The sequence below is a fragment of the Lactobacillus sp. ESL0260 genome (genome assembly GCF_003692935.1).
Taxonomy (GTDB): domain Bacteria; phylum Bacillota; class Bacilli; order Lactobacillales; family Lactobacillaceae; genus Lactobacillus; species Lactobacillus melliventris.
On the sequence record NZ_REHO01000013.1, the window covers coordinates 489,234 to 511,265 of the forward strand.

At 39.7% G+C, this 22,032-nt stretch carries 19 protein-coding genes and 1 riboswitch; of the genes, 5 read left to right on the top strand and 14 right to left on the bottom strand.

The annotated features are described in order from the left end of the window. Positions 1-18: 18 nt before the first annotated feature. The 8 genes from F5ESL0260_RS08610 to F5ESL0260_RS08645 all read right to left on the bottom strand — a co-directional run bounded on the left by F5ESL0260_RS08610 (position 19) and on the right by F5ESL0260_RS08645 (position 11,196). Complete coding sequence (locus F5ESL0260_RS08610; RefSeq protein WP_045928744.1) at positions 19-876, bottom strand: sugar ABC transporter permease; 858 nt, start codon at positions 874-876, stop codon at positions 19-21. Positions 877-878: 2 nt separating this feature from the next. Then, on the bottom strand, positions 879-2,237 hold the full coding sequence (locus tag F5ESL0260_RS08615) for a carbohydrate ABC transporter permease (RefSeq protein WP_122026607.1): 1,359 nt from the start codon (positions 2,235-2,237) through the stop codon (positions 879-881). 66 nt (positions 2,238-2,303) lie between these two features. Further along, entirely contained in the window at positions 2,304-3,527 is a 1,224-nt protein-coding gene (locus F5ESL0260_RS08620) for an extracellular solute-binding protein (protein WP_122026608.1), read from the bottom strand. A 71-nt stretch (positions 3,528-3,598) separates the two neighbouring features. Continuing rightward, a complete protein-coding gene (locus F5ESL0260_RS08625; protein WP_045928747.1) occupies positions 3,599-4,705 on the bottom strand; it encodes an ABC transporter ATP-binding protein in 1,107 nt (368 codons plus the stop codon). Between the two features lie 4 nt (positions 4,706-4,709). Next, entirely contained in the window at positions 4,710-5,387 is a 678-nt protein-coding gene (pgmB, locus tag F5ESL0260_RS08630; protein ID WP_122026609.1) for a beta-phosphoglucomutase, read from the bottom strand. Further along, the gene (locus tag F5ESL0260_RS08635; protein ID WP_122026610.1) at positions 5,372-7,645 is read right to left on the bottom strand and encodes a glycoside hydrolase family 65 protein; all 2,274 of its coding nucleotides are present in this window, start codon (positions 7,643-7,645) and stop codon (positions 5,372-5,374) included. Before F5ESL0260_RS08635 ends, pgmB begins: the two co-directional genes overlap by 16 nt. 147 nt (positions 7,646-7,792) lie before the next feature. Further along, the gene (locus tag F5ESL0260_RS08640) at positions 7,793-9,517 is read right to left on the bottom strand and encodes a glycoside hydrolase family 13 protein (protein WP_122026611.1); all 1,725 of its coding nucleotides are present in this window, start codon (positions 9,515-9,517) and stop codon (positions 7,793-7,795) included. Positions 9,518-9,528: 11 nt separating this feature from the next. Next, the gene (locus F5ESL0260_RS08645) at positions 9,529-11,196 is read right to left on the bottom strand and encodes an alpha-glucosidase (protein WP_122026612.1); all 1,668 of its coding nucleotides are present in this window, start codon (positions 11,194-11,196) and stop codon (positions 9,529-9,531) included. A gap of 215 nt (positions 11,197-11,411) precedes the next feature. On the opposite strand from F5ESL0260_RS08645, the gene F5ESL0260_RS08650 reads away from it, so the two are divergent. Next, complete coding sequence (locus F5ESL0260_RS08650) at positions 11,412-12,530, top strand: NAD(P)-dependent alcohol dehydrogenase (protein ID WP_122026613.1); 1,119 nt, start codon at positions 11,412-11,414, stop codon at positions 12,528-12,530. Between the two features lie 582 nt (positions 12,531-13,112). On the opposite strand, the gene F5ESL0260_RS08655 is transcribed toward F5ESL0260_RS08650, so the two are convergent. From F5ESL0260_RS08655 to glpK, 3 genes are read right to left on the bottom strand one after another with little or no spacing between them, the layout of a single operon-like run. Continuing rightward, entirely contained in the window at positions 13,113-14,063 is a 951-nt protein-coding gene (locus F5ESL0260_RS08655; RefSeq protein ID WP_046325650.1) for a LacI family DNA-binding transcriptional regulator, read from the bottom strand. A gap of 12 nt (positions 14,064-14,075) precedes the next feature. Beyond that, positions 14,076-14,849, bottom strand: a complete 774-nt coding sequence (locus tag F5ESL0260_RS08660) for a tyrosine-protein phosphatase (protein WP_122026614.1) — start codon at positions 14,847-14,849, stop codon at positions 14,076-14,078. A gap of 26 nt (positions 14,850-14,875) precedes the next feature. Next, complete coding sequence (glpK, locus tag F5ESL0260_RS08665) at positions 14,876-16,378, bottom strand: glycerol kinase GlpK (RefSeq protein ID WP_122026615.1); 1,503 nt, start codon at positions 16,376-16,378, stop codon at positions 14,876-14,878. Between the two features lie 142 nt (positions 16,379-16,520). Here glpK and thiD (F5ESL0260_RS08670) point away from each other — a divergent pair, with 142 nt between their 5' ends. Together thiD (F5ESL0260_RS08670) and F5ESL0260_RS08675 are read left to right on the top strand one after the other, a co-directional pair. Continuing rightward, positions 16,521-17,333, top strand: a complete 813-nt coding sequence (gene thiD / locus F5ESL0260_RS08670; RefSeq protein ID WP_122026616.1) for a bifunctional hydroxymethylpyrimidine kinase/phosphomethylpyrimidine kinase — start codon at positions 16,521-16,523, stop codon at positions 17,331-17,333. 65 nt (positions 17,334-17,398) lie between these two features. Further along, a complete protein-coding gene (locus F5ESL0260_RS08675) occupies positions 17,399-18,076 on the top strand; it encodes a type 1 glutamine amidotransferase (protein WP_122026617.1) in 678 nt (225 codons plus the stop codon). A gap of 127 nt (positions 18,077-18,203) precedes the next feature. On the opposite strand, the gene F5ESL0260_RS08680 is transcribed toward F5ESL0260_RS08675, so the two are convergent. From F5ESL0260_RS08680 to F5ESL0260_RS08690, 3 genes are all read right to left on the bottom strand, one after another. Next, a complete protein-coding gene (locus F5ESL0260_RS08680; RefSeq protein ID WP_122026618.1) occupies positions 18,204-18,461 on the bottom strand; it encodes a hypothetical protein in 258 nt (85 codons plus the stop codon). 261 nt (positions 18,462-18,722) lie between these two features. After that, entirely contained in the window at positions 18,723-19,418 is a 696-nt protein-coding gene (locus F5ESL0260_RS08685) for a Fic family protein (protein WP_122026619.1), read from the bottom strand. Next, positions 19,411-19,833 carry a helix-turn-helix transcriptional regulator gene (locus F5ESL0260_RS08690; RefSeq protein ID WP_052724676.1) on the bottom strand — a complete coding sequence of 141 codons (423 nt, stop codon included), beginning with the start codon at positions 19,831-19,833 and terminating at the stop codon, positions 19,411-19,413. The genes F5ESL0260_RS08685 and F5ESL0260_RS08690 overlap by 8 nt, the downstream gene beginning before the upstream one ends. 416 nt (positions 19,834-20,249) lie before the next feature. Next, positions 20,250-20,348: riboswitch (TPP riboswitch) on the top strand. Positions 20,349-20,423: 75 nt separating this feature from the next. Here F5ESL0260_RS08690 and thiM point away from each other — a divergent pair. Together thiM and thiD (F5ESL0260_RS08700) are read left to right on the top strand one after the other, a co-directional pair. Continuing rightward, a complete protein-coding gene (gene thiM, locus F5ESL0260_RS08695; protein WP_122026620.1) occupies positions 20,424-21,212 on the top strand; it encodes a hydroxyethylthiazole kinase in 789 nt (262 codons plus the stop codon). A gap of 11 nt (positions 21,213-21,223) precedes the next feature. Then, positions 21,224-22,027, top strand: a complete 804-nt coding sequence (gene thiD, locus F5ESL0260_RS08700; protein ID WP_122026621.1) for a bifunctional hydroxymethylpyrimidine kinase/phosphomethylpyrimidine kinase — start codon at positions 21,224-21,226, stop codon at positions 22,025-22,027. The last annotated feature ends 5 nt before the right edge of the window (positions 22,028-22,032 follow it).

Here is a 22,032-nt window from a genome sequence, read left to right on the forward strand (position 1 = left end):
CATTTTTCTTACTAAGTCCTATCCCTTTTCTGCACCAGCAGTAATACCGTTAACGTAAAACTTCTGCATGAAGACGAATAAGATCGTGATTGGAATAGCGATAATCACACAACCAGCAACAAACTCCGCAAAGTACGCGGTAGCATTGCCTTTAGTGTTGTGCACCATGTTATAAAGTCCGTACGCAATTGTGTATGTTTTAGGATTGCCTGAGGTTGACAAAATGATTCCCGAGAAAATAAAGTCAGTCCACGGACCAATAAAGGCTGTTAAAGCAGTGTAAACTATCATAGGCTTAGCTAATGGCAAATCAACGTGCATGAAGATTTGCCATTTAGTGGCCCCGTCAATTTCAGCTGCTTCATCTATTGAAAATGGTACCGTGTCAAAGAAGCCTTTAGCAACGTAGAATCCCAGTCCGGCGCCACCGACATATACCAGTAGCAGGCCGCCCAGGTTTAACATGTTTAAGCCCTTTAAAATGTAATAAAGAGCAATCATTGACATAAATCCAGGAAACATTCCTAAGACTAGTGCAATCTGCATGAATGGCTTTCTAAACGAAAAGCGTAGCCGTGATAAAACATAAGCAACCGAAATCGTTAAAAAAGTAGAAATGATCATTGATAGTATAGAAACAATCAATGTGTTAATAATCCAACTGACTAGTGGGTACTGCGAATTAGTAAAAATACCAATGTAGTTGTCAAAAGTAAATTTGTCAGGCCAAAAAGTTGAAACAAATCCCGTATCATTATAGGAAAAACTGGCTAATATTATCCAGATAATTGGTAAAATCCAAACTACGGCCAGGATAATCAATAATAGATAACGAAAAATGAGTGAAAGGCGTTTTTGATTTTGATATGATTTCATTTTTAGCCCTCCTTAAAAGCATTGGTATGGCGGTATGCAATTAATGAAAATACCGCACTGATAATAAAGATGAGGATACCCAAGACCGCTGACGCATTGTAGCGCTGCTCCTGACCAAAGGTTAAGTTGTACAGCCACGTTACCAACAGGTCGGTAGAACCCGCACCATTATACTTGTTATTCATTGGTGCTCCTCCAGTTAACAGGAAGATCACGTTAAAGTTATTAATATTACCAATAAACTGTTGAATAAGAGAAGGCGCCATCACAAATAATATTTGTGGAAAAGTAATTGACTTGAATACCTGTAAGGCATTAGCACCATCGATTTTTGCGGCTTCAATTTGATCCGTTGGCAAATTTTGAATAATCGCAGTCGAAACCAGCATTGAAACCGGGATACCGATCCACATATTAACAATAATAACCGTTATTCGTGCTACCAAAGGTGACGCTTGACTGTCAATAAAATGTAACGGATGAGAAATCCAGCCAATATTCATTAAGATATTGTTGAGTGCGCCCTGATAATCTAAGAACTGAGCCATCATTAACAAAGAAACAAACTGAGGTACAGCCCAGACAATCACAAAGATTGTCCGCCAGAAGCCTTTATGTTTTATTCCTTTAGATTCAATCAGTAAGGCAAGCAAAACTCCAAAAAAGAATGTTGTTGCCGTAGCAGCTACCGCCCAGACGAGTGTCCAACCCAAAACCGGGAAGAACGTGCCTGAGAGGTCACCACTAAGGACATTGCCAAAAGCTTGAAACCCTGTCCAAGAAAAGGCAATTGGGTGTTGTCGGTTATAGTTGGTAAACGCCATTGAAATCATAAAGATTGTCGGCAAAATGGTAAAGCAGAGAATACCAATGATTGGAAAAGTCATCAGAGTATCATGCAAACGAGAATCAAACAAGTTTGCCAGTTCTTCTTTATTGGTTAAAATGTGTTTGCCATCCCGCTGGAGTACATAATTTTTTCTGGTAGAGCGCAGGTTGACAATGTATAAGTAGACCATTGCAATGCATACAATTATTGCCAGTAAGCCAAACAAAAGAATCAAAACTGAATTTGAAGGTTGCTTGGTAATATAAACGCCTTGTGCGCTATCATAAACAACCTTTTTATTTTTAATTGGTCCCAAATTTGACAACATACTAATTGCGGATATGCCACTAAAAACAAACCAAACAATAAAGGCTATTTCTGCCAGCAATAATGCTATGCCTTTTACCCATTGCTTATTTGCCAAAGCATTGGAACCCATAAAAAAGAATGATAATTTGGTAGCAATATTGCCTTTAGACCATACTTCCTTAAAGGTTGCCTCAGGTGCCGCATGTTTTTTCTTTCTAAACATAATTCTTCCTCTTCTTGAACAAAAAGGTTGGGCACTACTTGTCCAACCTTTAAGTATTTTAATTAACTATTTCTTTGATGAATGCTTAGCTAATTTATCAAGTTGTGCTTTATATTGATCAGGTTTAACTTTACCATCATATGCACCATTGATTAGAGGAGGAACATCGTTCCAGAAGACAGACATTTGTGGTAATTTCGGCATTAAGACTGAATTGCCAGGTTTAGACATTTCAATAACCGCATCAGCAACTGGATCATTCTTAATTACTGGGTCATTAACTGCTTCCTTAAGAACAGGGATTTGACCAGCTTCTTTGTGCGCAATTAATTGTGACTTTTTATCTGTAATAAATGCTGCTAATTGTGATGCAGCCTTAGGGTTCTTAGTATGAGCATTAACAGCGAACCCTTCGATTCCCAAAAAGGCCTGCATTTGCACATTCTTGCCACCAACATTAATCATTGGGTACTTAGCAACAGCAAAGTTTTTACCTAAAATTTTCTTAATATTAGCTGCGTTCCAAGGACCATCCAAGATGGCTTGAGCGTTGCCCTTCTTTAATTGGTTCAAAGCATTAGAGGTCTGCATTACGCCCTTATTATTCTTTTGCTCTGCAAACCACTTCAATGCGTTAACACCTTTAGCGGAGTTAAAGGTTGAGCCCTTCAAATCTTCACCACTGTCACCATAAAGCTTTGTACCAGCAGAGAAGAATACCGGCCACATAACATAAGCGTTAGTAAAGTCTGTTGCCACAACTCCCTTTGAAGTTAAAGTCTTCCAGTCTTTTACATCACTTGCTGATAATTTAGACTTGTTGTAATAAATTGTTTGTGCCTGTTGTGCATAAGGATAAGCATAGATCTTGCCTTTCCAAGTTACACCTTTAGCTGCAACGTCAATGTAATTAGACTTGATATTGTTACTATCTTTGGGTGACAGCGGGTTAATATAACCAGAATCTGCCAGTTGGCCTAATTGATCATTTGGTGCTTCAAAAACATCGGCTGCTTTTGAAGGGTCCTTACCCACATCACTTTTAGCATTAGCTGATCCGGTTGGACTTTGCGTAACGCGCACTGAAATATTCTTATGTGATTTAGTAAAATCACTGGCAATTTTCTTGTAGTATGATACCTGGTTAGTATCAACCCATAAATTCAGCTTGGTATTTTGATTACTACTGCTGCTTGATGAAGAATCTGACTTACCATTAGAACACGCTGCAAGTGACATTGCAGCTAAAACTGCTGTACTTCCTAAAGCTACTTTCTTCCAAATATTCATGTTATTTACCTCCTAATATAAAACAACATGTTTTTATATCAATGACAACTAAAGTCACTGATTTTATTCCCTTAATTAACTACCGCCAAGGTCGTATCCTTGTCGAAAAAGTGTGCTTTGTTCAAATCAAAGCCCATCTTGACTTTTTGCCCTGGTTGATAAATATCCCGGGCATTGATGTTAGCTACAAACTCTGTTTCATCCACTCTTTGGTAAAGCTGAATAGTAGCGCCTAAGAGTTCAGAAACAACGACTTCAGATTCGACCACTGCGTCAGGCCAAGTTTCTAAAAAGGCCTCTTCTGCGTGGATATCTTCCGGCCGAATACCCAGTATCAAGTCGCGGTCATTATAGCCCTGCTCATTAAGCAATTTTGACTTGCCTTCAGGTATTCCCAGATTAAGGCCCTTGCCATCAGAGACTTGACCGTCATGATAGTGGACATTAAAGAAATTCATTTGCGGTGAACCGATAAAGCCGGCGACAAATTGATTAACTGGATGGTTATATACTTCCTGAGGTGTCCCAATCTGTTCAATTTTACCAACTGACATTACGACTACCCGGTCAGCCAAGGTCATAGCTTCAGTCTGATCATGAGTAACGTAAATTGTAGTTGTACCTAAGTTCTGGTGCAGCTTGGCAATCTCTGCCCGCATAGAAACACGCAGTTTCGCATCCAAGTTTGACAGCGGCTCATCCATCAAGAAGATGGGAGCATCCCGCACTATTGCCCGTCCTAGTGCAACTCTTTGCCTTTGACCACCAGAAAGTTCTGCCGGCTTTTTATCCAAATATTCACGCAAATTAAGAATCTTAGCAGCATTTTGTACCCTTTTATCAATCTCATCTTTATGATAATGGCGCAGTTTCAAGCCGAACGCCATGTTATCGTAGATTGACATGTGCGGATAAAGCGCGTAGTTCTGGAAAACCATGGCAATATGGCGGTCTTTAGGTGCCACATCATTCATTACCTTATGATCAATTTCAAGAGTACCTTTGCTAATATCCTCTAATCCCGCAATCATTCTTAAAGTAGTTGATTTACCACAGCCTGAGGGGCCGACAAAAACAATGAACTCTTTATCTTTAATGTGTAAATCAAAGTCTTTCACTGAATAGTGATCATTGCCTTCATACTTTTTACACATATGGTTTAAGTCAACTTCAACCATATCTTTAACCTACCTTCTTATTATTTTTCTTAAATACAGCCACAATTTTATCCAGCTTTAATTCTTCTGTAGATTTAACGATATAATCAGCTCCTTTAAGTATTTGTTTATCTCCAATTCCCACTGCAAACTGGTGCGCAGCCTTAATTGCCGCAACACCGGCAGCCGCATCTTCAAAGCTAATCACTTCATCATTATGCAGCTGCAATAATTGCTGTGCTTTTTGATAAATTTCCGGATCCGGCTTGCCGCGTTTCAGCAAAGCGGGATTAACAATTTGATCAAATTGAGCGGCAATACCCAGCTTACTCAAGATTTTGGGGGCATTTTTAGAAGCAGAAGCAATAGACATTTTCAGACCTGCCTTTTTGGCATCTGCCAGTAATTCTGTGATTCCGGGCAAAATATCAGCTGGCGTCATGGTTTCAACCTGCTCTAAAAACTTTTCATTTTTTTCTGCCGCAAATTCTTCTTTCTGGGTCTTGGTGTACTTACTTTCCTGCTTGCCATACTTCAGAATTAAATTAAGAGAATCCATCCGTGATATTCCCCGCAGAGAATCTAACTGCGCGCTGGTTAATTTAATACCCAGTTCTTGAGCTAAATTATTCCACGCCGCCAGGTGAAATTTGGCTGAATCCGTTAGGACACCATCTAAATCAAAAATTAAGCCTTTAAGCAATTTTGTTCACCCTCTTTTAAAGTAACCTTTTGCTCTTTAACTAAAATCGTTAGTTCCTTTCCGCTAATTAACGTAATGCGTGTCTCCTGCTGCGTTACTTCTACCTGAATTAAGCGGCCGCGATAATTAATTTTAAAACTATACCCGGTCCAATTATCTGGCACAAAAGGATTAAATCTCAATTGATTGTGATCATAACGCATGCCAGCAAAACCCTGGACTATTGCCAGCCAAGAACCGCTCATCGAAGTAATGTGTAGGCCGTCATTCGTATCATTATTGTAGTTATCGAGATCTAGGCGGGCCGTGCGTTCATAGAATTCTACTGACTGCTTTTTACGCCCTAATTCCGCTGCCAAAATTGAATGGATACAGGCGGAAAGGGAGCTTTCATGCACCGTCAACGGCTCATAAAATGCAAAGTTACGCTCTTTTTGTTCCTTGGTAAACCTGTCATCCAAGTAATAAATACCCTGCAATACATCGGCCTGCTTGATGAAAGGTGACCGTAAGATTTTATCCCAAGACCAATGCTGATTTATTGGTCTTTGGTCAAGCGGAATTTCTGTAGCTGGCCTAATATCTTTATCCAAGAAATCATCTTGCTGCAAGAAAATGCCGCGTTCTTTATCTTCAGGCAAATAAATATTTTCAATAATGTCCTGCCATTTTGCCTTTTCTTCTTTAGTTACATTTAAACGCTCTTGAGCAGCCTTATCCGCAAGTGGCAGTCTCTTTAAAGTATATTGCAGTACCCATTGCGCCATAATGTTGGTAAACCAATTATTATTAACATTATTGTCGTATTCATCAGGTCCTGTTACTCCGTGGATAACATATTTATGCCGCCATTTAGAATAATGGACTCGATCAGCCCAAAATCTGGCAGTGCCTACCAGGACATCCATGCCTTCGTCCTTAACATATGATTCGTCTCCCGTATAACTAGTATACTGTTTGATTGCAAAAGGAATATCTTCATTACGGTGTATTTCTTCAAAAGTAATTTCCCACTCGTTATGACATTCAATCCCGTTAAAGGTTACCATTGGGAAAAGTGCTCCGGCTAAGCCCTGCTGCCTAGCATTATAATAGGCACCGTCAAGTTGATCATGTCTGTATTGTAATAGCGCCCGCGTGACATTCGGCTTAGTAATACAAAGATACATCGGAAAGATAAAAGCCTCTGTGTCCCAATATGTGGCTCCACCATATTTTTCACCAGTAAAACCTTTAGGACCGATATTAAGTCTCTTGTCTTCACCGTAATATGTCATGAATAACTGTAAAATGTTAAAACGAATACCCTGTTGTGCTTCATCATTGCCGGTAATAACCACATCACTTTTAGTCCAACGCTTTTGCCAAACCGCAGTATGATCAGCCAAATTTTCTGCAAAGCTTTTTGATTGCAATTGTTGCATCAACTCATCCGCACGATCACTTTGCTTTTCGGGTGCTACATCACGACTGGTAATTACGATCACATCTTTTTCTAAAGTGTAACTTTCTCCAGCATTTAAAGTAACTGCCAACTTCTCACTTAACTTTGCAGTTGCAGTTTTAACAGTACCCTTAACAACATGATTATTATTTCTTAGGCCTGCTTTTAATAAAACCGTAAACTGGGGCACATCGTAAGGATTAGGCTTGGTTATAACTTGAATGGAACGCTTTGCAGCATTCTCATTACAGCTAAGCCAAAAATGTTCATTATAGTTACTATCTTCATTAGTAACTGTGCCGTCAAGCGTTGAATTAAACTCAATTTCTGCCTGACCTGCAAGTACAGTAGCTTTAACAGTGATTAAAGCCGCTTCTTTTAACCTGATGTGTAAAAAACGCTGAAATTCAAACTTGACTTTAGTATTTGCACCCTCATAAATAAAGCTGCGGCTAAGCAAGCCTTGATGCATATCTAATTCAAAATAAAAATCTGTAAATTTAATCTTGGCTAAGTCAATTTTTTCATTATTAACTGTGATGCCAATTCCAATAAAGCTGGGGGCATTAATGGTTTTGCCAAAATATTTCGGATAGCCGTTTTTCCACCAGCCTACTCGCGTTTTATCTGGGAACCAGACACCTGCTAAGTATGTACCCTGCAGTTGATCGCCAGAATATCCTTCCTCAAAATTACCGCGCATCCCCATATAGTCATTGCCAATTGCAGTAATGCTTTCCTGCAGCCTTTTATCCACCGGGGAAAACTTGTGTGTGGCAACTTTCCATGGGTCAACCTCAAAAATTCGTTTCATTTACTTTCGCTCCCTCTTTGGTGAGGTTTTTTGTTTACGCTTTCATTATTCGCAAAAACGAGGTATTTGACAATAGCAAAATCGCTGTTAACGGTATCAGAATCATGTTTTAAAAAAACAACCAGCACCAACTAGTTGTTTTTAAAATTAATTTGCAAGTTCAATGACAAATCCGTGCTCGGCAAGTTGCCCAGCTGCAAAATTCTGACTTAATACTACTTGGCCGTTTGTGGCAATAGCAATCTTATCAGGACTTGTATTAAAAAGAGCAGTGATCTTTTCTGCACCAATTCGCTTAACTTTGATTAAGCCGCTAGACGTAACGCTTAGACTGATTGTGCCGTTACCTAAAGTAGCAGCATGGTTATTTCTAAAAGCAATCAGCTTTTGCACTTTATACCAAAAAGGCGTGCCCTCTTTTTGCCAGTCCATTGGCTTGCGGCAATCGGGATCTTCTCCTCCCGTCATTCCCATTTCAGTACCGTAATAAATGCACGGGCTGCCAGTCTGCACGAACATAAAAGTCAGCGTTTGCAAAGCCAGCGCTTTATTTTCACCTGCAAGCGTCAGTAAACGGGCGGTATCATGAGAATCAAGCATATTCATCATGGCCTGATTCGTGCAGTCGCGGTACATCATTAGTTGATCAGTAAGAGCCGCAACTAGTTCCTGGGCTGTTTTTGTTTTGTGCAGAAAATGTTCCTCAATCTGTAAAGTATACGGATAATTCATTACTGCAGAAAACTCGTCACCGTTGAGCCAAGGCCGTGCACTATGCCAAATTTCACCTACAATATAAAAGTCCGGCTTAATTGCAGTAAGCGCATCATGAAATTTTCGCCAAAAATGATGGTCTACTTCGTTAGCAACATCCAGCCGCCAGGCATCAATATCAAAATATTTTACCCAATAAGTTGCGATTTCCAGCAGAAAATCTTGGACTGCAGGATTGGCAGTATTTAATTTCGGCATTTGTCCTTCAAAAGCAAAGGTATCATAATTTGGACCGCCCGCCTCAGGTCCTTGATATGGTTTAACTGGAAAATGATTAATATGAAACCAGGATGCAAACCGCGACTTAGTGCCATTTTTGATTACATCCTGCCACTGCATTGACTGGCCGCCTAAATGATTAAAGACAGCGTCCAGCATTACCTTCATTCCCCTTTTATGAGCTTCACTCACAAACTTGGCAAACAAATCCTTGTCACCAAAATCAGGGTCAATTTGCAGATAGTCTATCGTATCATACTTATGATTGGAGCTAGCTTTAAAAACCGGACACAGGTATAACCCATTAACGCCCAATTCCTTTAAATAGTCCAGATGGTCAATAATGCCCTGTAAGTCGCCCCCGTAAAAGTCTTCTCGTCCGGGATGATCTTGCGGATTCCAGGGTTTTGTACCTTGAGGATCATTATTTTTATCACCATTGGCAAAACGTTCAGGAAAGATCTGATACCAAACAGTGTTTTTAACCCAGTCAGGAGTTTTGGTTTGATCAATTTCATGCAAGTAAGGCAATTTGAAGTAGCTGCTGTCAGCTGCTAAATTTGCTGCGGTAAAGTCTTTGATCCCGCGGTCTCCAACAATTTTATGGCTGTCATCCTGGCCAATAACTTCGAAAGTATATTTAAGGCGGCGATAAGGAGCTTTCAAAGTTGCTACCCAATAATCAGTTACCTGCCCTTGTCCCGCCTTAGTCATGGCCACGGTTTTATCAGTCTTGGTATCAAGATAATTATCTGTATAGTGAACTATTATTTTTTTAACATCATTTTTGGCACTATGGAACCGAATCCGCACATGGTGCTGACTAATGACAAAACAGTCTTCGCTTTCTGTTCTATGTTTCAGGGCTGCTAATTGCATTTTTTCCTCCATTATTTACTTAAAACCACACCAGAATACGGCATCAAAATCAATTCATCCTTATTCAAATAATGCTGTCCGGCAGTTAACATGACTTTCCTATATTCACCAGGTATTTTAATTTTTAATTTTTGACTGCTTAGTGAAACAGCCACGATTGCACTATCATTTGCTAAATCCCGCTGGTAAATGTAGCTGTCATTAGCGGTTGCTAACAAGTAAAAACTACCTGATTGAAACAAAGCCGTTTTTTTCAAACTAATCAGTTGTCTGTAGAAGTTAAACATACTGTCAGGGTCATCCAGTTCGGCCTGAACATTAGCGTTATTTTGGCTTTGACCTTCAAGCCACGGACTCACTTTTGAAAAACCATAATTTGGCTTTTTAGCTGTCCACGGCATCGGCCCTCGTGCCGGCATTTTGTGGGCTTGGCTGACCATTTTTAGTGCTGCTGCTTTTGTTAGACCCCAATCTGCAGCTTTCGTGATAAAGCCTTCCGCTTCTTGATCATTAAACTCTTCTTTAGCAGTAAAAAGCAGATTTTTTAAGCCTAATTCTTCGCCATAGTAGATAATGGGGATTCCTCGTTGCAAATACATCAACATTGCTAAGCTGCGTGCCTGTGTTTCAGTTTTTGCTATTCTGCTAGCCAGTCGCGGCATGTCGTGATTGCTCCAATATAATGTAGGTTGAGAAACCTGCGCCAAAGTTTGTTGCCAAATAACCTGCGTCTTCTTAAAAGCATCCCAGTCAAGTCCTTTAGGCTGAAAATCTGCAGGCAAGTTAGGATCAATGTGCCCTTGATCATCCTTAAAATAACGAAAAGTAACAACACTATCTAAAAGATGGTGGTCTTTTGCCGTATAGTCCGCTGCTAAGTTAACATTAGCGCTGGCAGCTTCCCCCAAAAGCAAAGCTTCCGGATAATCCTTTTTTATTTGCTCACAAAATGGTCGCAGCCACTTCTGAACTTGGGGCAAATTAGCAAAAAAGGGTTCGGCAACTACCGTTTGGTCATCTTCGTTTGTAACTTCCTTTACCGGAAAACTTTGCCGTAAATCTGCCTTGGCAATATGAATAAAAGCGTCAAGGCGCAAGCCATCTATTCCTTGAGCCAGCCAAAATTCCGCAATTTTGAGCATTTCTTGTCTTAATTTGGGATTACGCCAGTTTAAATCAGGCATGTGCTTGTCAAACAAATGGAAATAAAATTGGCCTGTACCTGCCGGATCCGGCTCCCAAACGCTGCCACCGAAAAAGCTGCCCCAGTTATTCGGGCGCTGATCATTTGCACCTGCAAAAATATAGTAGTCGCGGTATTGACTATGCGGATCACTTTTGGCCTTTTGAAACCATTTATTTTGATCAGAAGTATGGTTTAAAACAAAATCTAAAAGCACATGAATCCCTACTTGATGACAAGCAGCAATTAGAGCTTTCATGTCTTTCATTGTTCCCATTCGGGGATCAATTTTAAAATAATCTGCCACATCATAGCCGTTATCAACCTGCGGTGAAACAAAAACAGGATTTAGCCAAATAGTATTAATACCGAGCTGCTGTAAATAAGGTAATCTCTGCCTGATTCCATTTAAATCACCAATACCATCATCATTACTGTCTTGAAAAGACTTGGGATAAATTTGGTAAATTATTGCATGCTCATACCATTGCGTCATAAATTTATACCTCCACTTAAAGTTTAGCTGAGAAACCTGGTGAGAGGCAATGGTAATGGTAATGTTACCGCTATCAGAAAAAATCGCCGCTAGTTCTATTAAATTAGCGTTGTTCGGTATATTCAGGTATGTTTTTTCCTAAAAAACTATTGCATTTTTATGTGTACAGGTTCACAATAATCTTGAAATCGCTAACAGGTAAGGAGGATTTTTTTATGAAAATAAAAGCTGCTGTTGTTAAAAAAATGGGCGATCCGTTTGAGATCGAAGACAATATTGATTTACACGAAGTAGGACCAACTGACTTGCAAATTCACATGGTGGCAAGCGGAATCTGCCACTCAGATGAAGCCTTGCGCAAAGGTGATTCAAGTGTTGGCTACCCGGTAATTCTAGGACATGAGGGTTCCGGAATTGTTGAAAAAGTTGGTGACCAAGTTAAAAACTTCAGTGTAGGCGATCACGTAATTTTATCTTTCTACGCTGATGGTATTTGTGATAATTGTTTAAAGGGTATCCCAACCCAATGCCGTCATTATAGCGACTATAATCTTTCCGGTGTCCGTGCAGATGGTGATGATCATTTCCAAAAAGACGGTCACAGAATTTGTGATATGTTTAACCAATCATCATTCACTACCACTACTGTAGTTGATCAGAGAAATGCAGTAAAAATTGCTGATAGTATCGACTTGCGCAAGGTTGGCCCTCTCGGCTGCGGCTACGTTACCGGTTCTGGTACTGTTTTCAATACTCTGAAAGCTAGACCAGGCGATACTATTGCTGTCTTTGGTACAGGTGCGGTAGGATTAGCCGCAATGATGGCCGGCGTAATCAGCGGCTGCACTAAAGTAATAGCAGTTGATGTTGTTCCAGAGCGGCTTGAATTGGCTAAAGAATTGGGTGCCACACATACAATCAACAGTAAAGAAGAAGACCCAGTTGCCAAGATCAAGGAATTAACTGGTGGATATGGCGTTGACTGGACAGTTGATACTACTGGTATTTCTGGCGTTATTAAAAATGCTGTTGAGGCATTGGCACAGGGCGGCACTTGCGCAGCAATTGCCGTAACAGCTCAAAATCTGACTATTTCTACTTGGAACGATCTTTGTGTAGATGATAGAAAAGTGGTTGGCGTTAACATGGGTGATGCCATTCCACAAGTTGACATACCAAGATTGCTTGAGTTCTATCAATTAGGGAAGTTTCCGTTTGATAAGACTGAAAAGTTTTATCAATTTGAAGATATTAATCAGGCTAATGCTGATTCAGTTTCTGGTAAAACAATCAAACCTGTTTTAATTATTGATCCTGATTACAAACCTGAATAATAAAGAAAGTAATCTTACATTAAAACCATTTATTAGAGTCTGAGAGAATTAATTTTTCTCAAAAAAATATGACCCCCAAATTTAGGACAAATTTGGGGGTCATATCATTCTTACTTGCCTTTTGCTTAATTCCATAATAAAATTTTGGTATTGGACAATTTAATTATTGTTCAAAATCCCAGAAATGTATGAAATTTGGGAAAAGCAAGATATATTTATTTTTAAATAATTAATGCCAAAACTTTTTTTGAAAAATTGTTTTGGCATTTTTTGTGGGTTCATTTATATCAGTACAATTCTCTTGCGCGGATTTCATGCCGTAAAAATATACATATTAAAATCAATATTTTAAGCTAATCTGTGCTAAAATAAATGGGTACAAAGTAAATCTGTTATTCATATTTTTTACCGTAGTTTGTGATTAATTAAGTAGAAGTATAATCTACTTTAGTGTTAGTGAATGGTCAGACATATTGTCTGGCCATTCACTTTTTTTGCCTCAAAAAAACTAGACGTTAAAAAACACATGGTAATCAAGCCCGCTATCTGATTATTATGTGTATTTCTGCTTGTACTTATATTTTACCTGGTTGATTCTCTTTTAACTAAGGAAGGCTTAATTAGTGCCTCTCCTTGAGGAGACCCTTTTTGATCAATTTTGCGTAAGAGCATGTTGGCCAAGAGTTCACCCATTTTAAAAATTGGCTGTTTAACAGTAGTTAACTTCAAGTTGGAAACCTGATCCAGAAAAACGCCATCGTAGCCAATCACACCAAAGTCAGCCGGAACTTTAGCCTTTTCATCCTGCAATTGCCTGACCACTCCTGTAGCAATACGATCGCTGGCACAGATAAAACAAGTATCTTTAGGAAACTTGTGGAAATTATTTTTGATTACTTCTTGCGCAGCGTGACTGTGATTAGCAATGCGGTAGATTTGCGGGACCTTTTTGTGCTTCTGTAAAGTATTGACATAACCCGTTTCACGCGAATACTCAAATGGCTCTCTGACATCAATGCCAATGAAAATAACGTTTTGGTATAACCGCGAAAGTGCATATTTTGTCGCCAGTTCTCCACCATACTGATTATTATTATCCACATAATCATAGCCATGATGATTTTCGCCAAATAAAATAAAGGGTTTTTTAAGGCTGTCAAATAAAGCATAATCACTGGAGCGGGCACCAGTAATCAGGTAACCGTCAAAGTTACCATCTTCTATTTGATTTCTGTCTGTAACCAGTTGGATGGCATATTGCTTTTTAGATAACCCACGAGCAATACCAAATAACAGGTTCATATAATATGGCTCTGTCGTATCCACATCTTCCAGGGTGACAAATTTAATCACATTTGTCCGCTTATTTACCAAAGCCTGAGCAACATAATTAGGGTGATAATCCAGTTCATCCATCGCCTGTTCAACTAATTTGCGCAATTCATCGGTTACTTGTTCAGGATGATTAATCACCCGCGAAACTGTCATCTTTGAAACATTAGCCTTTTTAGCAACATCAAGCAAGGTTACCATCACGATTCGCCTCTAATCTAAGTACATTCGTTTTAGTTGAGCCAAGTCATCATCATTAAAGCCCAATACTTTTTTAAAAAAGGTGGGAAAATCGCCCCAGCCGCCACGAACAGTTTCCGTAATGCCGCGAATTGCTATACCCTCGCCTTTAGTGACGTTCATTTTGGAAACCATTTGCGTAATTTCATCATTACTTGGCAATTGCCGAGAAACTGCAAAATCATAAAGTTCATTGGTTAACAAATAATCACGGGCAATAGTGTCATCGTCTACGCCTAATGCCATTAAGATCAAGGCAGATACCATTCCCGTTCTGTCCTTACCAGCACTACAGTGGTAAACCAGTGCTTCATCTTCTGGCAATTCCAACAGTTCCGCAAAAACGCGGGCAAACATTTCCTGGCTGTGGGAACTTAGCAGAGTTTGTTGATAAATCCGACCAATAAAATTATTATGCATATCAGGAATATGATGCAAAAAGCGGTAGATTGACCGGTTATTTTGCACATCATTGATATTGTCAGAATATACGGGCAAATCAACATATTTCACATCGGGCCATGACATATCAGGTGAAGAGGACTTTTCGTATTCAGAGCGCAGGTCACAGTCGACAGTGACGCGTAACTTAGCTAATTTAACCTGGTCTCTTGCTGTTAAAGAGCTGAGTGAATCTGAACGATAAATTTTATTCCATTTAACTGTCTGACCAGTTACACTTTGATAACCTCCAACATCGCGAAAGTTCATCGGACTATCTAATGCAATTATTCGATCATGTGCCACTTTCTTATCCTCCTTTTATTATAAAACTACTCACCGTGGGCAAAGACTTGGGTGGCCTTCACGGCTTTTTTCCAACCCTGATACAAATGTTCCTTTTCGCTTTCAGGCATCTTTGGTTCAAAAGTTTTACCTACTACGAAAATATCCTTTAATTCATTGACATTTTGCCAATAACCCACAGCTAAGCCAGCTAAGAAAGCTGCACCCATTGAAGTTGTTTCTAATATTTTGGCACGCTCAATTTTAATACCTAAGATGTCAGACTGAAATTGCAGCAAATAGTCATTATTGGAAGCACCGCCATCAACGCGCAAAGTCGGAATTTTAATGCCCGAATCAACTTGCATCGTATCAACTACATCTCGCGTTTGATAAGCCAGCGACTGTAGTGTGGCCTTGATAAAATCTTTGTCATTTGTTCCACGTGTAATCCCGAAGACGGAACCACGGGCTTCGGAGTCCCAGTACGGTGCCCCTAAGCCGGTAAATGCCGGTACCACGTAAACCTCATTTTCAGACTTTGATAGCCTAGCTGCCTTCTCCGAATCCGCTGCCGTCTTAATCATTTTGAGCGAATCACGCAACCACTGAATAGCGCTGCCGGAAACAAAAATAGAACCCTCTAAAGCATACGAAATTTTGCCGTTTAAACCATACGCAATAGTAGTCAATAAATTATTGTCAGATTCTGTTGGTTGTTCTCCCGTATTCATCACGATAAAGGAGCCGGTACCATAGGTATTTTTAACCATGCCCTTTTTCAGGGCTAACTGGCCAAATAAAGCCGCTTGTTGATCACCGGCAATGCCGGCAATGGGTACGCGCCCACCAAAAAAAGTATAAGACTTGGTGTAGCCATAAATTTCAGAATTGGACTTTACCTCCGGCAACATTACTTTAGGAATATTAAGCAACTTTAAAATGTCTTCATCCCAAGTTAAATCATGAATATTGAAAAGCATCGTTCTTGAGGCGTTAGTATAATCAGTCACATGAACTTCACCAGCAGTTAAATTCCATAAAAGCCAGCTGTCAATTGTTCCAAATAGCAGCTCGCCATTTGCGGCCTTTTCTTGTGCTCCAGCGACATGATCTAAAATCCAGCGAATTTTAGTGGCGCTAAAATAAGGGTCAATTATTAGTCCCGTCTTTTTGTGGATCAGATTGCTATAGCCATCTTTTTTTAGCTTTTCTGCTAAGTCGGTCGTCTGCCGTGATTGCCACACAATTGCGTTATAAATGGGCTTGCCGGTTTTTTTATCCCAAATTACTGTGGTCTCACGCTGGTTGGTAATGCCTATTCCTACTATTTGCTGTGGCCGCACTCCAGAATTGATGATGGCATTGGCAATTGTTGTTTGCACTGCGTGCCAAATTTCTTCTGCCTTATGTTCCACCCAGCCTGGTTGGGGAAAATATTGGGGGAATTCTTTTTGTGAAGAGGCAATTTTTCTGCCCTGATGGTCAATTATCATTGCCCTGGTTGAAGTTGTGCCTTCATCAATTGCCATAATATATTCTTTTAACATCTTTGATCCTCTCCAACAGAAAGCGGTTTTATCTTCATTTTACTACTAGGCCTTGCTTTTACAAGAAATTATTATAACATTATGCTTGTTTTAAGTTATACTGGTTACATAGAGCTTTTATTAAAATGGGGATATATCAAAAATGAAAAAAGAAATTATTGCTTTAACAATTGCTGGCAATGACAGCGATGGTAGTGCGGGAATGACCGCTGACCTGCATTCTTTTTATGCTAGGCAAGTTTATGGTATGGGGCTTTTGACAGCCGCAGTAGCTGGTAATACTACTGGAATTTACGCCCAAGAAGTCATGCCAATTCCTTTTATCCAAAAGCAGTTTGATGTCCTAAACGATGATTTTAAAATTGATGCACTTAAAACCGGTATGCTTGCTAACAAAGACGTAATTGCTTGTGTTGCCGCCAATTTGCATAAATATGACATGGGTAAAATTGTGCTTGATCCGGTCATTATGACTAAGCACGGTGATACCCTACTTGATGATGATGCTTACCAAGCGTTTCTTGAGCAATTAATGCCACTGGCTGACATTATTACGCCTAACTTTTATGAACAGAAAAAGTTAACGGGCTTAAGTTTAGATACTAAAGAAGAAATTCGCCAAGGTGCTAAAAAGCTGCAGGAAATGGGCGCTAAAAATGTTTTAATGAAGGGGCGCCATGATAACTCCCAGCAGTCCCAAGTGACTGACATCTTATTAACTGCAGATGGCGAATTCCACGAATTTACCAAGCCTTTCATTAATACAGATCGAATTAATGGCACCGGCGATACTCTATCTGCTGTAATTGCCGCTGAACTAGCCAAGGGAAAGACCATTATTGACAGTGTGCAAATTGCCAAGGACTTCACGTACGAAGCGATTGCCCATCCTATTGCAGTTGGTTCTAAATACGGTCCAATCAATCATTTTGCAGCGCAGCAAAATCTTAAATAACTATTCTTTGCCCGCTTCTAACTATTAAGATATACTTTAAACAAGATAATAGGGGTTGGTAAACAATGGCAAACAAAACAATTAAGATTGCATATTTATACGAAGACCTGATGAATACTTACGGTGATTCTGGCGACGTTAAAATTATCAGGTTTTTGCTAAAAAAACAGGGCTATGATACACAAGTTGATAATATTTCTCTTGGTGATCAATTTAACGCTTTTGATTATGACTTTGTTTTTTTTGGTGGCGGACAGGACTTTGAGCAAACCGTTGTTGCTAAAGATTTACCACGTCATAAAGAAACTTTGACAAAGTATATTAACGCAGGCAAACCTATGGTAGGCGTCTGCGGTGGCTATCAGCTAGTGGGCACATATTATAAAACCAATGCCGGAGTGACAATCAAAGGGTTAGATATTCTACCTTTCCATACCGTTTTTAAGGCAGATAAGCGGATGATTGGTGATACCCGCTACATGAGCGAATGGGGTGAAGTCAAGGCCTTTGAAAATCATTCCGGGCAAACCTATTTTGATGATCAGGATAAGTTGCATCCCCTAGGAGAAATGATTGAAGGCTACGGCAACAATCCCCAAGATCACGTCGAAGGCCTGCGCTACCGCAATTTTATCGGTACCTATTCTCACGGACCGTTGTTAAAAAACTTGAATGTCGCTAACGCCATAGTCAAGATGATTCTTGAATGGCATGATGAGCGAATAGCAGCTGAAACAAATTAATTACAAAAAGGCTACTAGGTGTAGTAAATGATATGACCCTGAATTAAGACAATTTTGCAGGTCATATTTTTATGTCTAAATTATCTAAGCAAGACAAAATTGAAATTTTTTATCTTTGGCAGAACTATCAGGTTGGAGCGGTTCGCTTGTTACCGTCGTAGAACATTTGCTGGCGCATATTGTGATACATCAGAGTTAGTACCTTATCGGTGGCGGTACGATCACTGACTAACAACTGCTTTAAATATTTCTGTTCCTTGTTCTCTTCGATCATAGGTGGTTCAAACTCGCCCTGGTAAGTTGCTACACCGCCTGAACCATTACGCAAATATCCTGGAAAGACCGCCGTATCGCGGGCAACAATCGCATTAAGCCTCTTTTCCATGTTAAAGTCCAGGGGCTTTTTTCATTGATAGCAAACTGCCAACCGCGCTTCAATTGAACAATAATATTAATATCATCGATTGGAATGCCGTCAACACCCAGGCCATCAATGATTGTCTAGGTTTGCGGCATGGTGGTAGTCAGGCCTTCAAAGCGTGAGTTAGTGAAGACTAATTTGGTTAGATTGGTTTTGGCAAAGCGTCTATTTTTTCAGGCGTTAGCCTGAATTTGTCTTCATACTTCAATTGATTTATCCTGCTTTCTACTCTAATTCAAGGCCTTCATCTTGATCAAACTCCTGCTGCTCTTTGTTCTGTTGTTCAGCGTATTTTTGGGCAAGTTCAGCTTGGCTAAGTGTCTTTCCAGCACTTTGCTGCGAGGCTAGTATTTGGAACGCCCGATTGCGGCTGGGGGTGTTCTCAACTTTAATCAGTTTAGCAATTTTATCAACGTTAGCTTCATTTTGCGCTTCAATCATCTCTTTGTTTCTTCGCGGATAGTCAATTACTTGGCCATGATTAGCCGCGTATGCAGAAAGAAGAACTTTGCAACTACGGCCGTTGCCCTCTCTAAACGGGTGCATGAAATTAATTGCGTCTAGCAGCTCAGCATAGTCTTTGTTAGCCAAAGGCTTGCCCGCGGGGTGCTTGTGCAGCATGTTATTAATATCTTTTTCGGCAAAATCGAATCTGGTATGATCAAAAAATTCATACCCGTTTTTATTGAAATTGCCGGGGCGATATTTACCGGCCCAATCGTATAGTTCACCAAATAAGAATTGGTGTACCTTCTTAAGGTTTCCGATATCGTTTATTTGGGGCTTTTTTTGCAACAAGAACAAAGCATTCCGAGCGGATAGCTCATATTCCTTTTTCTCTAACTCCTTTGAGTCATGGATATGGAGCTTATTTTTTAGGACGCCATTTGAATACAAGGTTTCACTAATCCAATCACTCATTATCCTTGCCCCAAATTTCTTCAAAGCGCTCAGCCACTACTGGATCAGGCTGGATAGCTTCATCAAATAATTCCTGGATATCTGATTCTGTAGGATTCCACCCTTCCAGGTGGTTGACTTCCACGACAGTTCTAATTTGTTGGTAAATTTCTTTATTAGCAATGAAAACGCCTTGGATAGTCTGCGTTTCATCGTTTATATCTAAAATATATGGTTGCGTTTCTAGCATATTGAGTAAATCTCCTGGCTTCTCTTTAAGTGCGATTGCAAAGGCATTAAGGACCCTAATTGACCAGGTCTCAATTGGTTTAACAATTGAGTTTCTTAAAGTACTAAGTGGGACGTTGCTGGCCTCAGCGACTTTAGCGACGCTTATATTTTTGCTTTTAAGTAGTTTAACGATTGTTGCACTCATTTTAAAACCTCCAATATCTGTACTTATATTATACCATATTTAGTCACATTTATATTGATATATGGTAAAAAGCGATATTAGATTTTAAAGTAGTGCTATTCAAGTTCTATACCTGTGGATTGTATTACCTGCTTATTGGAAATCACAACACTATCTGTTTTGTCTTTATTTAATTGTATCTCCGCTTAGTAGAATTTTCTTGTTTTTTACTATTAACTAGCACATCGTTCCAATCTTTACCAATAGTTTTGGCAGGCTGTAAATTGCATTTATCAAATCAAGTAGGGTATTCAACTTAAAATTGCAATTTCCGCATTTTTTATAATAACTAAAATACTAGTACTTATGACATAAACAGATAGTATCTTTATTAACCTAGCGTTGTCAAAAAGAATAAATTCCGTTATAATTGAAAGCGATAACACGAGGGGTGCCTTTTAGGCTGAGATGAAAGTATTTCAGACCCTTTGAACCTGTAAGTCAATACTTGCGTAGGAACGTGTCAAAAACGCTTAAGCTTTGGCCTTTCCACGTGCCAAGGCTTTTTTATTAATCAGAATTTTCAAGAACATTTAGTCAGGAGTAATAGAATGAAGTTAGACTTATTAGATAAATTACGAGCGCAAAATCCCGTTATTTTCAATATCGCTAATTTTGTAACAGTTCAAGACGTGGCCAATGCTGTTAATGCTATTGGTGCTTCACCAATTATGAGCAATGAAGTCGCTGAAGCTGAAGAAATAGTGCGGATGGCTGCCGCAGTTGCAGTTAATATTGGCTGTTTAACCAAGCAGCAAATCAATCATATTAAAAAGGTAGAAGACCTAGCACGGCAATATAACAAGCCGATAGTATTTGATCCTGTTGCGGTTGGTGCAGTCGAATATCGCTACAAAATCGCAGATAAGCTTTTATGGGATTTTCATACCAGTATTATTCGCGGCAATATTGGTGAAATCGCTGCACTAGGTGACTTCAACTGGAATTCAAAGGGCATCGATGCAGGTTCCGGATCTGGTAATATTGATGATATCGCTATGAAAACTGCTCAGAAATATCATTGTACGGTCATTGCCAGCGGTCCTACAGATACAATTAGTGACGGTAAAAGACTGGCTCATGTTCACAACGGCTCACCACTTTTTAAAACTCATGTGGGCTCAGGTGATATGTTGTCCAGTATTGTCACAGCTTTTACCGCAGTCACTGATGATCCGTTTGAAGCGGCTCAGATAGGTGCTTTAGTTTTCAGTTGTGCGGGTCAAATGGTTGTCCAAGATCATCCCGGTGTTGGACCAGGTACTTTTGGTATGTACCTCATGGATTATTTGTACAAAGTAACAGTCCCTGATATTAAGCAAATTGCTGATTTTGATTAAGGAACTTCATGATGACAGAAAAAATTAATTCTTTTCCCCAGGTTTTAACTATTGCCGGTACAGATTCAGGTGGTGGTGCCGGGATCATGGCTGACCTAAAAACTTTTCAAATGCAAAAAGTATTTGGAACAGCTGTTGTAGTAGCAGTGACAGCACAAAACACTTTAGGCGTGCAAAAATCTTTTTTACTGCCCTTAGAAATGATCGATGCCCAATTTGCATCTTTAGCAGAAGATTTTCATATTCGTGCTTGTAAAACGGGAATGTTAGGTGATGCAGCTCATGTTCACCAAGTTGCACTTAACCTGCAAAAGTATGACTTTGGCCCCATTACCATCGATCCCGTGATGATTGCTAAGGGTGGGGCTCCATTATTAAGTCAAGATGCTGTCGCCACCGTTAAAAATGAATTGCTGCCTTTAGCCGATTTAATCACACCTAACTTACCAGAAGCAGAAACTTTAACTGGCATTAAGGTACAAATGCAAGATCAATTTCCTGAATTAGCCCATAAATTACAAGATATGGGTGTTAAAAATGTGCTAATTAAAGGTGGGCACACTAATAGCGCAGAAGTAAAAGATTATGCTTTATTTGCCGATGGTTCTGATCTTTGGGTCAGCAGCTCCAGAGTACATACTAAACGCACTCACGGCACCGGTGACACCTTAGCTGCAGCAATTACAGCTCAACTCGCTTTAGGTCAAAGTTTACCTGCCGCAATTAAAATTGCCAAAAAGTACGTTACTAAAACCATTAAGGAAACTATTCAAGTTGGTCATGGTCACGGCCCCTTAAATCATTGGGCAAAGTAATTTAG

Bases quoted from the DNA above. Each gene is read 5' to 3' on its own strand.
- thiD (WP_122026621.1), top strand. From the start codon at position 21,224: ATGACAGAAAAAATTAATTCTTTTCCCCAGGTTTTAACTATTGCCGGT.
- F5ESL0260_RS08620 (WP_122026608.1), bottom strand. From the start codon at position 3,527: ATGAATATTTGGAAGAAAGTAGCTTTAGGAAGTACAGCAGTTTTAGCT.
- F5ESL0260_RS08655 (WP_046325650.1), bottom strand. From the start codon at position 14,063: ATGGTAACCTTGCTTGATGTTGCTAAAAAGGCTAATGTTTCAAAGATG.
- F5ESL0260_RS08690 (WP_052724676.1), bottom strand. From the start codon at position 19,833: ATGAGTGCAACAATCGTTAAACTACTTAAAAGCAAAAATATAAGCGTC.
- F5ESL0260_RS08680 (WP_122026618.1), bottom strand. From the start codon at position 18,461: ATGGAAAAGAGGCTTAATGCGATTGTTGCCCGCGATACGGCGGTCTTT.
- thiM (WP_122026620.1), top strand. From the start codon at position 20,424: ATGAAGTTAGACTTATTAGATAAATTACGAGCGCAAAATCCCGTTATT.
- F5ESL0260_RS08615 (WP_122026607.1), bottom strand. From the start codon at position 2,237: ATGTTTAGAAAGAAAAAACATGCGGCACCTGAGGCAACCTTTAAGGAA.
- F5ESL0260_RS08640 (WP_122026611.1), bottom strand. From the start codon at position 9,517: ATGCAATTAGCAGCCCTGAAACATAGAACAGAAAGCGAAGACTGTTTT.
- F5ESL0260_RS08645 (WP_122026612.1), bottom strand. From the start codon at position 11,196: ATGACGCAATGGTATGAGCATGCAATAATTTACCAAATTTATCCCAAG.
- F5ESL0260_RS08685 (WP_122026619.1), bottom strand. From the start codon at position 19,418: ATGAGTGATTGGATTAGTGAAACCTTGTATTCAAATGGCGTCCTAAAA.
- thiD (WP_122026616.1), top strand. From the start codon at position 16,521: ATGAAAAAAGAAATTATTGCTTTAACAATTGCTGGCAATGACAGCGAT.
- F5ESL0260_RS08610 (WP_045928744.1), bottom strand. From the start codon at position 876: ATGAAATCATATCAAAATCAAAAACGCCTTTCACTCATTTTTCGTTAT.
- F5ESL0260_RS08635 (WP_122026610.1), bottom strand. From the start codon at position 7,645: ATGAAACGAATTTTTGAGGTTGACCCATGGAAAGTTGCCACACACAAG.
- F5ESL0260_RS08650 (WP_122026613.1), top strand. From the start codon at position 11,412: ATGAAAATAAAAGCTGCTGTTGTTAAAAAAATGGGCGATCCGTTTGAG.
- F5ESL0260_RS08625 (WP_045928747.1), bottom strand. From the start codon at position 4,705: ATGGTTGAAGTTGACTTAAACCATATGTGTAAAAAGTATGAAGGCAAT.
- glpK (WP_122026615.1), bottom strand. From the start codon at position 16,378: ATGTTAAAAGAATATATTATGGCAATTGATGAAGGCACAACTTCAACC.
- F5ESL0260_RS08675 (WP_122026617.1), top strand. From the start codon at position 17,399: ATGGCAAACAAAACAATTAAGATTGCATATTTATACGAAGACCTGATG.